This window comes from Pseudomonas edaphica, from assembly GCF_005863185.1.
Classification (GTDB): Bacteria; Pseudomonadota; Gammaproteobacteria; order Pseudomonadales; family Pseudomonadaceae; genus Aquipseudomonas; species Aquipseudomonas edaphica.
In genome coordinates, this window is record NZ_VBVZ01000114.1 from 1 (window position 1) to 13,519 (window position 13,519).

The following is a 13,519-nucleotide window of genomic DNA, read 5'->3' on the forward strand; positions in this document are numbered from 1 at the left end:
AAAACAGAAAAAAAATGGGGATACTGTTCGCGCCATGGCCGCCAGAAACCGGCGTCGTGACGCGCACGATAACCGCCGTACCCCAGCCAATGCAGGTGCATGCCGAAGGCTTTCAGATCAAGGATGGTGGGCGTGTCTTGAGGGTGGCCGCGCAACAGGCCGACGGTGGGGAAATCAAAATGTTTGCCGGCCGCCGCCAACGCGTGCAGATGGTTGGAATGAGCGCCGCCCAGGCTGATGATCCCATCGGCACCGGCCTGTTGCGCATTGGCCAGGTGCTGGGTGAGCTTGAACCACTTGTTGCCGCTGATCAGTGGATCGATGCAGTCCAGGCGCAGCACGGCCAACTCGACCCCGTTCAGCCAGCCGAGCGGCAACGGTTCAAGCGGTGCCTGGGGAAACCAGTCGAAGGGACCCATCGGGGGATATCTGAATGAAAAAGGGGCGGTAGTCTAACACCGCCCCTTGGGTCATTTTACAGCGCGGCAGCCAGACGCGAACCCTGGTTGATGGCGCGCTTGGCATCCAGTTCGGCCGCCACATCGGCGCCGCCGATCAGGTGCACATTCTGGCCGGCTGCGACCAGCCCATCCTGCAGTTCGCGCAGTGGGTCTTGCCCGGCGCAGATGACGATATTGTCCACTGCCAGCACCTGCGGTTCGCCCTCGGCGCCGATGCGGATATGCAGGCCATCGTCATCAATCTTCAGGTACTCAACGCTGTTGAGCATCTGCACCTGCTTGTTCTTCAAGCCAGTGCGGTGGATCCAGCCGGTGGTCTTGCCCAGGCCGTCGCCGACCTTGGAGGTCTTGCGTTGCAGCAGGAACACTTCACGTGCCGGTGCGTGGGGTTGCGGCTTGATGCCGGCCACACCGCCACGGGCTTGCAGTTGGGTGTCGATGCCCCACTCTTTCCAGAACGCCTCGCGGTCCAGGCTGGTGGACACGCCCTCGTGCACGAGGAACTCGCAGACGTCGAAGCCGATGCCGCCGGCGCCGATCACCGCCACGCGCTTGCCCACCGGCTTGCGCTCCAGAATCACATCCAGGTAGCTCAGCACCTTGGCGTTGTCGACGCCCGGAATCGCCGGCGTGCGCGGCGCAATGCCGGTGGCCAGGATGATCTCGTCGTAACCGCCCGCCGCCAGTTGCGCCACATCCACACGGGTGTTGAGGCACAGCTCGACGTGGGTGGTCTGCAATTTGCGCTTGAAGTAGCGCAGGGTTTCGAAGAACTCTTCTTTGCCCGGCACGCGCTTGGCGATATTGAACTGGCCGCCGATCTCGCTGGCCGAATCGAACAGGGTCACCTGGTGGCCGCGCTCAGCCGCCACGGTGGCCGCCGCCAGCCCCGCAGGCCCGGCACCGACCACCGCAATTTTCTTGATCTGCTTGACCGGCAGGTAGTTCAGCTCGGTCTCGTAGCAGGCACGCGGGTTGACCAGGCAGGTGGTCAGCTTGCCGCCAAAGGTGTGATCCAGGCAGGCCTGGTTGCAGCCGATGCAGGTGTTGATTTCATCCGCGCGGCCGGCAGCGGCCTTGTTGACGAACTCCGGGTCGGCCAGGAACGGGCGCGCCATCGAGACCATGTCCGCATCGCCTTCAGCCAGAATCTGCTCGGCTATTTCCGGGGTGTTGATGCGGTTGGTGGTGATCAACGGAATCTGCACCGCGCCACGCAGCTTGGCGGTGACCTTGCTGAACGCACCACGTGGCACCTTGGTGGCGATGGTGGGGATACGCGCTTCGTGCCAGCCGATACCGGTGTTGATAATGCTCGCACCCGCGCCTTCGATGGCCTTGGCCAGTTGCACGATCTCTTCCCAGGTGCTGCCGCCTTCCACCAGGTCGAGCATCGACAGGCGGAAGATAATGATGAAGTTCGGACCTACTGCTTCGCGTACCCGGCGCACGATGTCCACGGCCAGGCGCATGCGGTTTTCGTAGCTGCCACCCCAACGGTCGGTGCGATGGTTGGTGTGGGCGGCGAGGAACTGGTTAATGAAGTAGCCTTCGGACCCCATGATTTCCACGCCGTCGTACTCGGCCACCTGGGCCAGCAGCGAGCAGGTGACGAAATCCTGGATCTGCTTCTCGATGCCCTCCTCGTCCAGCTCCTTGGGCTTGAACGGGTTGATCGGCGCCTGGATCGCGCTCGGCGCCACCTGCTTGGGGCTGTAGGCATAACGACCGGCGTGGAGGATCTGCATGCAGATCTTGCCGCCCGCTGCGTGCACGGCCTGGGTCACAATCTTGTGCTTTTGCGCTTCTTCGTCGGTGGTCAGTTTGGCGGCACCGGCATATACGCCGCCTTCATCGTTCGGGCCGATGCCGCCGGTGACCATCAGGCCAACGCCGCCACGGGCGCGCTCGGCAAAATAGGCGGCCATACGTTCGAAGCCGCCGGGCTTTTCTTCCAGGCCGGTGTGCATCGAGCCCATCAGGGTGCGGTTGCGCAAGGTGGTAAAACCCAGGTCCAACGGGGCCAGCAGGTGCGGGTAGGCAGCAGCGGTCATGGTACAGCTCCACAACGGATCATCACGGGACGTGGCAGGCTCGAACGGCTTGCCATCGGTTTATGTCCCACAGACTAAGAGGCGATGGACGACCGCTCAATGACCGTAACTGACAAGTTATTGATCCAAATGCACAGTGCCCCTTGGCAAGCCGGTGCATCAGCCCTACCCTAGTCGGCGAACCCTGCACACGGTCTGTTGTCTGTTGCCCCATGCGTAAACTTCTAGCGTTCACCGTCTCCATGGCCCTGGTTGCCGCCATCGCCGCGTATCTGGTCTGGACCCAGGAGCGCCCCGTGGCGCATTACCTGTCGGACCTGCGTATCACCCTGGCCGTCAATGAAGGCGAGCCCGCCGACCGTGGCAACCTGCTGGGCATCCAACCCGAGCTGTTCCCTGCTGATTACCAGAGCCTGGAACGCTTGCACCTGAAACTCTCGGCCTACCTGCAAAAGGCCCGCGACCAAGGTTTGATCAACGCCAAGACCGTCGTCGTGCTGCCGGAACATATCGGCACCTGGCTGATGCTCAGCGGCGAAAAGAATGAGCTGTACCAGGCCACTCACCTCAAGGACGCCATGAATTGGCTGTCCGCCAGCAACCCGTTGCAGTTTGCCCGCGCCTGGATCAGCGCCAAAGGCGATAACCGCATGGACGACGCCTACCTGCGTATGAAGGCACCGGCCATGGCACGCGACTATCAAGTGCTGTTCGGCGGCCTGGCCAAAGAATTCGGCGTGACCCTGGTGGCCGGCTCCATCGCGCTGCCCAACCCCAGTGTCAGCCAGGGCCAACTGCACATTGGCCATGGCGCGCTGTACAACGCCAGCGTGGTGTTTGCGGCCGATGGCCTGCCCATCGGCGAGCCACAGCGCCAGCTTTACCCGATTTACGATGAGCGCGGGTTTATCGCCCCGGGTGACGAAAATATCGTCAGCGTGGTCGACACCCCGGCCGGGCGCCTGGGCATCCTGATCGGCAGCGACAGCTGGTACCCGGACAATTACCGCAAGCTCAACGAGCAAGGTGCGCAACTGGTGGCCGTGCCGGCCTTCGTCACCGGCCGCGACACCTGGGACCGCCCATGGCGCGGCTTTAAAAGCGTGTCCACGCCGCCGGAAATCAGCCTCAAGCCCGAAGAACTCAGCGAAGGCGAAGCCTGGCGCCGCCTCACCCTGATCAGCCAGCAGCCCATCAGCCAGGCCAGCGCCGGCATGAGTGTGTTCCTGCGTGGGCAGTTCTGGGACTTGGGCACCGCCGGGCACAGCTTCCTCAGCAACGACGGGCACGTCACGGCGGGCAACGACGCCCGTGGCGCGCGCCTGCTAAATATCTGGCTGTAACGCCGTGAAGCCGGTGCGTCTTGGGGACTTGTCGGTGGGCTTTGTTCAGTCCTTGGCCGACGCCGTCCACAGCCACGGCCTGGACCCGCAACCGCTGCTGCTGCAATACGGCCTGGACCCGGCGCGCCTTGCCGAAGCCGGGGCGCGCCTGTCGATCCCGCGCTATATGCGCCTGGGCCACGCCGCCATCCAACTGACCGGCGACCCCGGCCTGGGCTTGCGCATGGGTCAATTGAGCCGTCTGAGCCAGGCGGGATTGGCCGGCGTCACCGCCGCACAGGCGCCGAACGTACGCGAAGCGGCGCGCGCACTGACGCGGTTTGAAGCGCTGTACGGCTCCAACTATCGTGGCCAGTCGAGCTTTCATGAGGACGCCGAAGGCGCTTGGCTGCGCTTCTATTCCATCAGCCCATACAACGCCTACAACCGCTTTGTGGTGGACTCGATCATCGCCGGCTGGCTGCAGCAATTGTCGAGCCTGGCCCAACAACCGGTGCAGGCCCAGCGCATCGACATCGAGTTTGAAGCCCCTGAGTACAGCGACCAGTACCGCGTGCTGGGTGACAGCCCCGTGCATTTCGGTGCCGAGGCCAACCAACTGCGCCTCAACCAGCCAACCCTGAGTCTGCGTAACCCGCAGCATTGCCCCAGCACCTGGCATCTGTTGTTGAAGTTATGTGAACAGGAGTTGGAGCAGCTCACCCGCACCCGCAGCCTGCGCGAGCGCATTACAAGGTTGCTCGGGCCGATGCTCAATGGCGGCCGGGAACCCGACCTGGAAGAAGTGGCGGCACGCCTGAAGCTGCCAACCTGGACACTGCGGCGCAAACTGGCCGACGAAGGCACGCAGTTTCGCGCAATTCTCAACGATACCCGCCGCGATCTGGCCATGACCTACATTCGCGACACGGAACTGGCGTTCGGCGAGATCGCCTACTTGTTCGGTTTTGCCTCAGCCCAAGCCTTTCAGCGGGCCTTCAGGCGGTGGAACAACCAGACCCCAGGGGAATTTCGCCGCAGTCAGCGGCATTCCGCCTGAAGTCGGTGTTACAGCTCGGTGGCGTCATCGGCCGGATCCAGCGGATCCAGTTCAAACGCGTGGTACTCCAGCAGTTCTTCCTGGTATTCGTCCATGGCGGACTCCTTCTTGGTTAAAAGCGCTTGCAGATAAATGACCTGCAAGCCCAGCCTAAAGTGCCGTGATGACGAAAAAATGTCGGCGCCATGACGTTCCTGCACTTCAAGATAAAACGTAGCAGGGTTGGATCGATTTAGCGTCGGAATCTTGAGGTGCTATTGCAATCATTGCATTTGCAATCAATAACAGATTTCCATTAGGGTACGAGACTTCGCAGCAAGGAGCCTCGACCATGCCTGTCTCTACCGCCCAAGCCGCGCAGCGCTGTATCGATGCGCTGAGCAGTGCCGCCCCGCCGCCCGGCTCGCCGCTGTACACGGTCATGAACATGGCCAATACCCTGGAATTCAGCCGACAGGCCTGGGTGATTCGTGGCCAGTCACGCAGCCGCCGTGTGGGCAACTGGCCCAGTTGGTTTGCGCGCAATACCGGCGAAAAACCCATGCTGTACCTGCACCGTGCAGCATCGTCGGCGCAGTTATGTGGGCTGTCGCAGGCCGCCACGCAGCGCGGCATCCTCTGCAACGACGTCGAGAACCAGCCCTCTGCCTGGCCCAGGGGCGCGCAACCGTCGCTGCCGTTTTGGCTGGCGACCAACCCGCACTGCACGCCGTATGACCCGGCGTCCGGCGAAGAAGCCCGGGCGATTGTGCTGGCCGGGATTCGCGCGCTGTATGTCGACGGCAAGCCGGGGTTTTATTACCTCGCGCTGCATGATCAACAGCGCACAGCGAGGCTGGATAAGCAGGATCGTGAAAACGCGCTCAAGGGCATGTACCCGCTCCAGCGTACTCACACTGGGGAGGTGCGCTTGCTGGGTGCGGGCCGAGCGCTCGAGGACGTGACCCACGCGGCGCAATTGCTTGAACAGGATTGGGGCGTGACGGCGCAGGTATGGAGCTGCCCAAGCTACACGCGGCTGGCCCGTGAGGCAGCGGCGGCCGAGCGCTGGAATCGCCTGCACCCGATGGCTGCCCGGCAAAGCTGCCATCTGCATGAGTGCCTGGCCGGGAGCAGCGCGCCGGTGATTGCCGTGACCGGCTATCCGCAGGCGATTGTCGATCAGTTGGCGGCGTATGTGCAGGCGCGGTTTGTCGGGTTGGGTGCGGGGTCGGTGCAGGTTTCTGCGCCCAGTCGGTATTGGATTGTGGTGTGTGCGCTGCGGGCGTTGGCCGATGAAGGCCGTATTGGTGTCGAGCAGGTCGAAACGGCGATGCGTCGGTATCCACTGTGATGCATGGGCACGCGGTCAAACATGTGGGAGCTGGCTTGCCTGCGATGCAGTCACCTCAAGGTGTCAGGTACACCGCGGTGAGGCTATCGCAGCGGTGCGACGATTCGACAAGCCAGCTCCCACACAAGCTCGCATTGCACCTCAGGCCTTGCGTCGACTGCGGGTTTGCACGCCCGCCTCCACCGCCAACCCCGCAGTGCGCTCCAAGGTATCGGCAAACAGCTGGCGCTGCTCAGGCTCGATTTGCGACAGGAACAGCTCATCCACCGTGCTTTCGTAGATTTTCCACATCTTTTTACGCAACACCCGGCCGGCCTCGGTGATCGAGGCAAACGCTGCGCGGCCATCGCCGTCGGAGCGTGAACGCACTACCAGGCCGTCCTTTTCCAGGCGGTCTACCAGGCGTGTGAGGTTGTAGCGCTCAATCGCCAGCACATCGGCCAATTCGTGCATGCGCCGTGTGCCGTCGGGGCCGCTTTCCAGGCCCCATAACGCGTCATACCAGGCATAGGGCGGCAGGTCTGCTGCAGCCAGGCGGCGTTCGATTTCTCGGATGACCGTCCTGTGGGCCCTGACAAAACGGAACCATACATCTGGCTCTTTCGACGACATGCAACACCATCCGGGGAATTTCAAGAAGGTTGCAATAGTAGCTCATCCCGCGCTAGATTCAGTCATGTAGTTGCAATTGCAATTACATTTGCGCAACTCCCACAAGGAGCCCGCTGCTTGAAATCCGCCTACCCTGGAGCCTCACATGACCCCCAATAACGCAGTAAGACGGGACGACGATCCACAGGAAACCCGCGAGTGGCTGGAGTCCATCGAATCGGTGCTGTCCACCGAAGGCCGCCCGCGTGCCCACTACCTGATTGATCAGTTGCTGGATTTCGACGTTGCACGCCATGGTGACTTCTACGGGCGGGTGACCACGCCTTACGTCAACACCATCGCGGTTGACCGCCAATTGCCCTACCCCGGCAACCTGGCCATCGAGCGGCGCACCAATGCGTTTATTCGCTGGAATGCCATGGCGATGGTGCTGCGTGCGGGTAAACACTCGGGTGTTGGTGGGCATATTGCGACCTACGCGTCGGCCGCCGTCCTGTACGACGTAGGCTTTGACCACTTCTTCCGTGGCCGAACCGATACCTTCGACGGCGACCTGGTGTACATCCAGGGCCACTCCTCCCCGGGCATTTACGGCCGCGCCTACCTCGAAGGCCGCATCAGCGAAGCGCAGCTGGACAACTTCCGCCGCGAGGCCGGTGGCGAGGGCTTGTCCTCTTACCCGCACCCACGGCTGATGCCGGACTTCTGGCAGTTCCCGACAGTATCGATGGGCCTGGGCCCGATTACCGCCGCCTACCAGGCGTGCTTTATGCGCTACCTGGAGTTCCGTGACCTCAAGCAACACCAAGGCCGCAAGGTGTGGGCGTTTCTGGGCGACGGCGAAATGGACCAGCCGGAATCCCTGGCGGCCATCTCCCTGGCCGGCCGCGAGAAGCTCGACAACCTGATCTTTGTAGTCAACTGCAACCTGCAGCGCCTGGATGGCCCGGTGCGTGGCAATGCCAAGGTGATCCAGGAGTTCGAAAGCCTGTACCGCGCCGCCGGCTGGAATGTGATCAAGGTGATCTGGGGCGGCGGCTGGGATGCGCTGCTGGAAAAGGACCAGAGCGGCCTGTTGCGACAACGCATGATGGAGTGCGTGGACGGCGACTACCAGAACTACAAATCCCAGAACGGCGCCTATGTGCGTGAACATTTCTTCGGCAAATACCCGCAATTACTGGCACTGGTTGCCGACATGTCCGACGACGATATCTGGAAACTCTCACGCGGTGGCCACGACCCGGACAAGGTCTACAATGCCTACGCCGCTGCCGTGCGCCACAAGGGCCAACCGACGGTGATCCTGGCCAAAACCGTCAAGGGCTTTGGCATGGGCGAAGCGGGCGAAGGCCAGAACATCAATCACCAGTTGAAGAAGATGGGCGCTGATGCAGTAAAAGCCTTTCGCGACCGCTTCGGCCTGGAAGTGGCCGATGACCAACTCGACGAAATCCCTTACCTCAAGCCCGCCGCCGACAGCGAAGAAGCCCGCTACTTCGCTGCCCGTCGCCAGGCGTTGGGCGGCTATGTGCCAGCACGACACACTGCAGTCGAGGCCTTGCAGATTCCCGAACTGAGCGCCTTTGCCACCCAACTCAAAGACACCGGCGAGCGTGCCATCTCCACCACCATGGCGTTTGTGCGCATCCTCGGCACGCTGCTGAAAGACCCGCACCTGGGCAAGCTGATCGTACCCATCGTGCCGGACGAGTCGCGCACCTTCGGCATGGAGAGCCTGTTCCGCCAGATCGGCATTCATTCCGCCGTCGGCCAGCTCTACACCCCACAAGACGCCGGGCAATTGAGCTACTACAAAGAGAGCAAAGACGGACAGATCATGCAGGAAGGCCTGAATGAATCCGGGGCTATTTCTTCGTGGATTGCGGCGAGTACGTCCTACAGCAATCACGGCTTGATGACCGTGCCGTTCTACATTTTCTATTCGATGTTCGGTTTCCAGCGCGTCGGCGACCTGGCCTGGGCCGCCGGCGATGCCCGCGCTCGCGGCTTTCTGCTGGGCGCCACGGCCGGCCGCACCACGCTGATGGGCGAAGGCTTGCAGCATGACGACGGCCACAGCCACATCCTGGCGTCGGTGATCCCCTGCTGCGTCGCCTATGACCCGACTTTTGCCTACGAGCTGGCGGTGATCATTCGCGAAGGCATGCGGCGCATGTACGTCGAACAAGAGGACATTTACTACTACATCACCCTGCTCAACGAGAACTACCCGCACCCGGCCATGCCCGAAGGCGTGGAGGACGGGATTCTCAAAGGCTTGTATCCACTGAGCACGTCCCCCCAGGCGCAGGTGCAATTGATGGGCAGCGGCTCGATCCTGCGCGAAGTAATTGGCGCAGCGCAACTGCTCGACAAGGACTTTGGCGTAGCCAGTAATGTCTGGAGCGCCACCAGCCTGACCGAATTGCGCCGCGACGGGCACGCGGTGGAGCGCTGGAACCTGCTGCATCCGCAGGACGAACCGCGTGCGAGTTACGTGGAAACCAGCCTGGCCGGACACAGCGGGCCGGTGGTGGTGGCGACGGACTATATGAAGTTATTCGCCGACCAGATCCGCCCGTTTGTACACGGCCGCCGTTTTGTGGCGCTGGGCACCGATGGCTTTGGGCAATCGGACACCCGCGAAACCCTGCGCGAGTTCTTTGAGGTGGACCGCCACTTCATCGTGCTGGCGGCGCTGAAGGCGCTGGCCGATGACGGCGTGATCGGGCGTGACAAGGTGAGCGAGGCCATCAGCCGCTACGGGATAAACGTCGACAAGACGAACCCCGTAGCCGTCTGAGTTACCGCCCAGGCGTTGGCAGCGGTGGAATCGCCTCTGTCGGCGCCGGCAGGTTCGGGTTGGTCGGCGATGGGGCTGGTTCCGCAGCCGGTGCAGGTGTTGGCGCAGTGGTCGGCGCCGGCTCGGCCTGTGGCGCAATCGGTGCCGCCTCCGGCGGCGGTGCCAGCGGTTCCGACACGGCGGGCGCTACCGGAGCGTCCTTGGGCGCGTCTATCTTATCGGCAGGCGCAGGCTTATCGGCAGGCGCAGCCGCTTTCGGCTCCGGCATGCCCAGCTCAGCCTTGGGCTTCTCTGGAATATGCTCGGCCGCCTTCACGTCCTGGGGCAGGAACACATCCACCAGCGAGAAGTAGCGATCGTAAAACTTCGGTGCCGTCACTGTCTCGCTGGCCACCTTGACCATCGAATCATCGGTTGAGCCGATCGGCATCGACACCGACCCCAACACACCCACGCCGAGACTGGCGGAGTTGTTGACCTTCTTCAGCGCGTAGCGGTCCTGCAAGGCGTTGGCGAACATGGTTGAGTGCTTGGCGCCTTTGCCATCATCGGCACACACTACGTTGAAGCTGATTTGCAGATGGGTTTCGCCGGTTTGCTGGAAACTCTTGTTACCCACCACCAGCTTGGGGTCGCTGCTGGTGATGATGTAACCCTGGCTCAACAGCGCACGTCGCGCCGCTTCACAGGCCGCCACATCGCTGACCGGGTAATCACGGGAGAACGTACCGGAGTCGTCGAAATTCTCATGTTCATAAATAGCGGTCTTGGGTGACGAGCAGCCCGCAGCGCCCGCCAGCACCAGCGCCAACCCGAGGCTACGCAAGTGAAATGATGTCGACATCGAAAATCCTGAGGAAAACAGTCAGGGCGCTATTGTGCAACAGAACGCAGGGTTGGCGCGCACATTCCTGTCGGTAAAACGTCACAGCGTTATTACACCGCCTGCGCAGGGAAAAGCCCGGCAGACATATGGTCGATAAACACCCGCAGCTTGGCCGAGGCAAAGCGACTCGAGGGCCACAGCATCCAGAAACTGCCACGGTGGACCAGGTGCTCATCCAGCACCCGTTGCAGACGCCCCTGGCGCACCGCCTCCTTGACCATGAAGTCCGGCAGGCAGGCGATGCCCAAACCTTCGTGCACCACATAGTTGAGGGACTCGATGGTGGTGCTGATCAGCGGCGCACGTAACACCGGCTCCGCCACGCCGGGCACATGGCGCAGTGGCCAGGGTTCCAGCTTGCCGGTGGCGCAGAATTTGTGGCGCAGGCAGGCATGGTCGCTCAAGTCCTGCGGGTGTTGCGGGGTGCCGTATTGCGCCAGGTAGCCTGGCGAGGCCACCAACACCAGTTGGTAATGCCCCAGATGACGTGCCATCAGCCGCGAATCTTCCGGCTTGCCGGTACGAATCACCGCATCAAAACCTTCCTCGATCACGTCCACCATGCGGTCAGAAAAATCCACATCCAGCTCGATGTCCGGGTAGGCGCGCATAAAATCGCTGAGCACCGGCATCAACAGGCCACGCACCTGCGGCAAGCTGATGCGCAACGTGCCTCGGGGCGTGGCGCCGGCCTCAGTCAGCTCCTGCTCGGCCGCCTCCACCTCGGCCAGAATCCGCCGCGAGCGCTCGAGGAACAACGCGCCTTCGCCGGTCAGGGTGACGCTGCGTGTGCTGCGATGAAACAGCCGCACGCCCAGGCGTTCTTCCATGCGCGCGATGCTTTTGCCCACCGCCGAAGATGACACCCCCAAAACGCGGCCAGCTGCGGTGAAGCTGCGGGTTTCCGCAACCTGCACGAACACCGAAAGGCCGCTCAGACTGTCCATTGCCCTACCCTTTTTGATTGCGGACGTTGACGTCCGATAAGTTCGGAACCTTAGCCTGTTTTTCCGCAACCCGCAGCCCCCTACTCTGCCTCCTGACCTTTTGCATGGAGACGCAACATGAGCGACTGCCCTTCGATTACCGGCCCGGCCGCCACGGCCGTAAAGGACGCACTGCCTCTCGCCGGCTTACTGGCGTTGGCGTGCGCAGGGTTTATCACGATTCTCACCGAGGCCATGCCGGCCGGGCTGCTGCCTCAGATGGGCGAAGGGCTGCAGGTTTCACAGGCGTTAGTCGGCCAACTGGTGACCCTGTATGCCCTTGGCTCGTTACTCGCGGCCATCCCCCTCACCCTACTGACCCGAGGCTGGCGGCGGCGCCCCTTGCTGCTGATTGCCATCGGCGGCTTTGCCTTGGTCAACAGCGTGACGGCACTGTCCACCCATTACGGGCTGACCCTGGCCGCGCGCTTTTTTGCCGGGGTGTTCGCCGGGTTGCTTTGGGCACTGCTGGCCGGGTACGCCAGCCGAATGGTGGCCCCGCACCTGCAAGGCCGGGCGATTGCTGTGGCCATGCTCGGCGCACCGCTGGCCTTGTCACTGGGTGTACCTGCCGGCACGTTCCTCGGCGCTGCGGTGGGCTGGCGCCTGAGCTTTGCAATCATGACCGGGCTGACGCTGTTGCTGTTGGTGTGGGCGCGCTGGCAACTGCCGGACTTCGCCGGCCAGCCGGAACAAAAGCGCCTGGGCTTGCGCCAGGTACTGAGCCTGCCAGGTATTCGTCCAGTGTTGTGGGTGACCTTTACCTACGTGCTCGCGCACAACATTCTCTACACCTACATTGCGCCGTTACTGGTGCCCGCCGGAATAGTCGCCGACATCGACCGGATACTGCTGGTATTCGGCTTGGCGGCCCTGTTGAGTATCTGGCTGACGGGCATGCTGATTGATCAACACTTGCGGCGCCTGCTGATCATCAGTTGCGTGATGTTCGCTGTATCGGCCCTGGCACTGGGCGTGTGGATGACCTCCACCCGTGCGGTGTATGCCAGCGTGGCGCTGTGGGGCCTGGCCTTTGGTGGCTTGCCGGCGCTGTTGCAAACGGCACTGGCCAAGTCTGCCGGCGACTCGGCTGACGCAGCGCAGTCAATGCTGGTGACGGTGTGGAATCTGGGAATTGCCGGCGGCGGGCTAGCAGGCGGTATGTTGCTACAAACATCGGGGGTGGCGTTGTTCCCGTGGGCGGTTGCCGGGTTGGTGCTTTTGGCATTGGCCGCGACACGGCGCATCGCGAGGACAAGCGCTTGATATACGGTTAATCTTGAAACACCCTGAAACTTATTCGGAATTCACCTGGGTGATCAAACCGTTCATTTCACTGCGCCGCCGCTTTACCTCGCTGCGTTGGCGCACCCGGATCACCCTGTGGGCCGGCGCCACCATCGCCGGGCTGATGGTGGTGATGTTTGCGCGCCTGGCTGACGTGGCGCTCACTCAGTTCGCCGAGCAATCCAGCGCCCATCCGTGGATGCCCTTCCTCTACACACCGCTGGTGGGCATGCTGGTGGTGTGGCTGACCACACGTTTTTTTGCCGGAGCCCAAGGCAGTGGCATTCCCCAGGTCATCGCCGCTACTCGCCTAGCCAACAAAGGACAGGACGTCAGCAAGCTGGTGTCATTGCGCATCGCATTGGCCAAGATAGGCCTCGGAACACTGGCGTTGACCGGCGGTTTCTCTGCCGGGCGCGAAGGGCCGTCCGTGCAAGTGGCGGCATCGATCATGCATTTCTTTCATCGCTACCTGCCCAATGCACGCATCATCCGCAGCGAAGACTTGATCCTGGCCGGCGGCGCCGCCGGTATCGCCGCCGCGTTCAATACGCCGCTGGCCGGCGTCGCCTTCGCAGTAGAAGAGTTGGGGCGCAAGCTAGAAACCCGCACCAGCGGGGTATTGCTCAGCACCATTATTTTGTCGGGGATGGTCGCCATCGCCCTGCAGGGCAATTACAACTATTTTGGCCACCTGGACGTTGAAGGGATC

General features: G+C 62.4%; 11 protein-coding genes and 1 pseudogene. 6 read left to right on the top strand and 6 right to left on the bottom strand.

Features of this window, described 5'->3' with window-relative positions; genetic code table 11:
• A pseudogene (locus FEM54_RS10020) lies at positions 1–419 on the bottom strand (1-aminocyclopropane-1-carboxylate deaminase); the annotation flags it as partial.
• A 56-nt stretch (positions 420–475) separates the two neighbouring features.
• Complete coding sequence (locus FEM54_RS10025) at positions 476–2,515, bottom strand: NADPH-dependent 2,4-dienoyl-CoA reductase (RefSeq protein WP_138450696.1); 2,040 nt, start codon at positions 2,513–2,515, stop codon at positions 476–478.
• A gap of 212 nt (positions 2,516–2,727) precedes the next feature.
• On the opposite strand from FEM54_RS10025, the gene FEM54_RS10030 reads away from it, so the two are divergent.
• Positions 2,728–3,858, top strand: a complete 1,131-nt coding sequence (locus tag FEM54_RS10030) for a carbon-nitrogen hydrolase family protein (protein WP_017136477.1) — start codon at positions 2,728–2,730, stop codon at positions 3,856–3,858.
• Positions 3,859–3,862: 4 nt separating this feature from the next.
• Positions 3,863–4,897 carry an AraC family transcriptional regulator gene (locus tag FEM54_RS10035; RefSeq protein ID WP_138450699.1) on the top strand — a complete coding sequence of 345 codons (1,035 nt, stop codon included), beginning with the start codon at positions 3,863–3,865 and terminating at the stop codon, positions 4,895–4,897.
• Between the two features lie 8 nt (positions 4,898–4,905).
• Here the strand turns inward: FEM54_RS10035 and FEM54_RS34910 are convergent, their stop codons facing one another.
• Positions 4,906–5,040, bottom strand: coding sequence for a hypothetical protein (locus FEM54_RS34910; RefSeq protein ID WP_017136475.1), 135 nt, complete (start codon positions 5,038–5,040; stop codon positions 4,906–4,908).
• A 188-nt stretch (positions 5,041–5,228) separates the two neighbouring features.
• Here FEM54_RS34910 and FEM54_RS10040 point away from each other — a divergent pair, with 188 nt between their 5' ends.
• The gene (locus tag FEM54_RS10040) at positions 5,229–6,230 is read left to right on the top strand and encodes a transketolase-like TK C-terminal-containing protein (RefSeq protein ID WP_138450701.1); all 1,002 of its coding nucleotides are present in this window, start codon (positions 5,229–5,231) and stop codon (positions 6,228–6,230) included.
• Between the two features lie 141 nt (positions 6,231–6,371).
• Here the strand turns inward: FEM54_RS10040 and FEM54_RS10045 are convergent, their stop codons facing one another.
• The gene (locus tag FEM54_RS10045) at positions 6,372–6,842 is read right to left on the bottom strand and encodes a MarR family winged helix-turn-helix transcriptional regulator (protein ID WP_017136473.1); all 471 of its coding nucleotides are present in this window, start codon (positions 6,840–6,842) and stop codon (positions 6,372–6,374) included.
• Positions 6,843–6,987: 145 nt separating this feature from the next.
• Between FEM54_RS10045 and aceE the strand changes: the two genes are divergently transcribed.
• Positions 6,988–9,648 (top strand): pyruvate dehydrogenase (acetyl-transferring), homodimeric type, encoded by a 2,661-nt coding sequence (gene aceE / locus FEM54_RS10050; protein ID WP_138450702.1) that lies wholly within the window; start codon positions 6,988–6,990, stop codon positions 9,646–9,648.
• Between the two features lies 1 nt (position 9,649).
• Here aceE and FEM54_RS10055 read toward each other — a convergent pair whose 3' ends face one another.
• Both FEM54_RS10055 and FEM54_RS10060 read right to left on the bottom strand, forming a co-directional pair.
• Positions 9,650–10,492 (bottom strand): DUF2242 domain-containing protein, encoded by an 843-nt coding sequence (locus FEM54_RS10055; protein ID WP_138450705.1) that lies wholly within the window; start codon positions 10,490–10,492, stop codon positions 9,650–9,652.
• Positions 10,493–10,584: 92 nt separating this feature from the next.
• On the bottom strand, positions 10,585–11,481 hold the full coding sequence (locus FEM54_RS10060) for a LysR family transcriptional regulator (RefSeq protein ID WP_099550022.1): 897 nt from the start codon (positions 11,479–11,481) through the stop codon (positions 10,585–10,587).
• Between the two features lie 117 nt (positions 11,482–11,598).
• On the opposite strand from FEM54_RS10060, the gene FEM54_RS10065 reads away from it, so the two are divergent.
• Positions 11,599–12,786: an MFS transporter gene (locus FEM54_RS10065; RefSeq protein WP_138450707.1), complete on the top strand. Its 1,188-nt coding sequence runs from the start codon at positions 11,599–11,601 to the stop codon at positions 12,784–12,786.
• A gap of 49 nt (positions 12,787–12,835) precedes the next feature.
• On the top strand, positions 12,836–13,519 hold a 684-nt coding region (locus FEM54_RS10070), incomplete at its 3' end, for a chloride channel protein (RefSeq protein ID WP_171045818.1).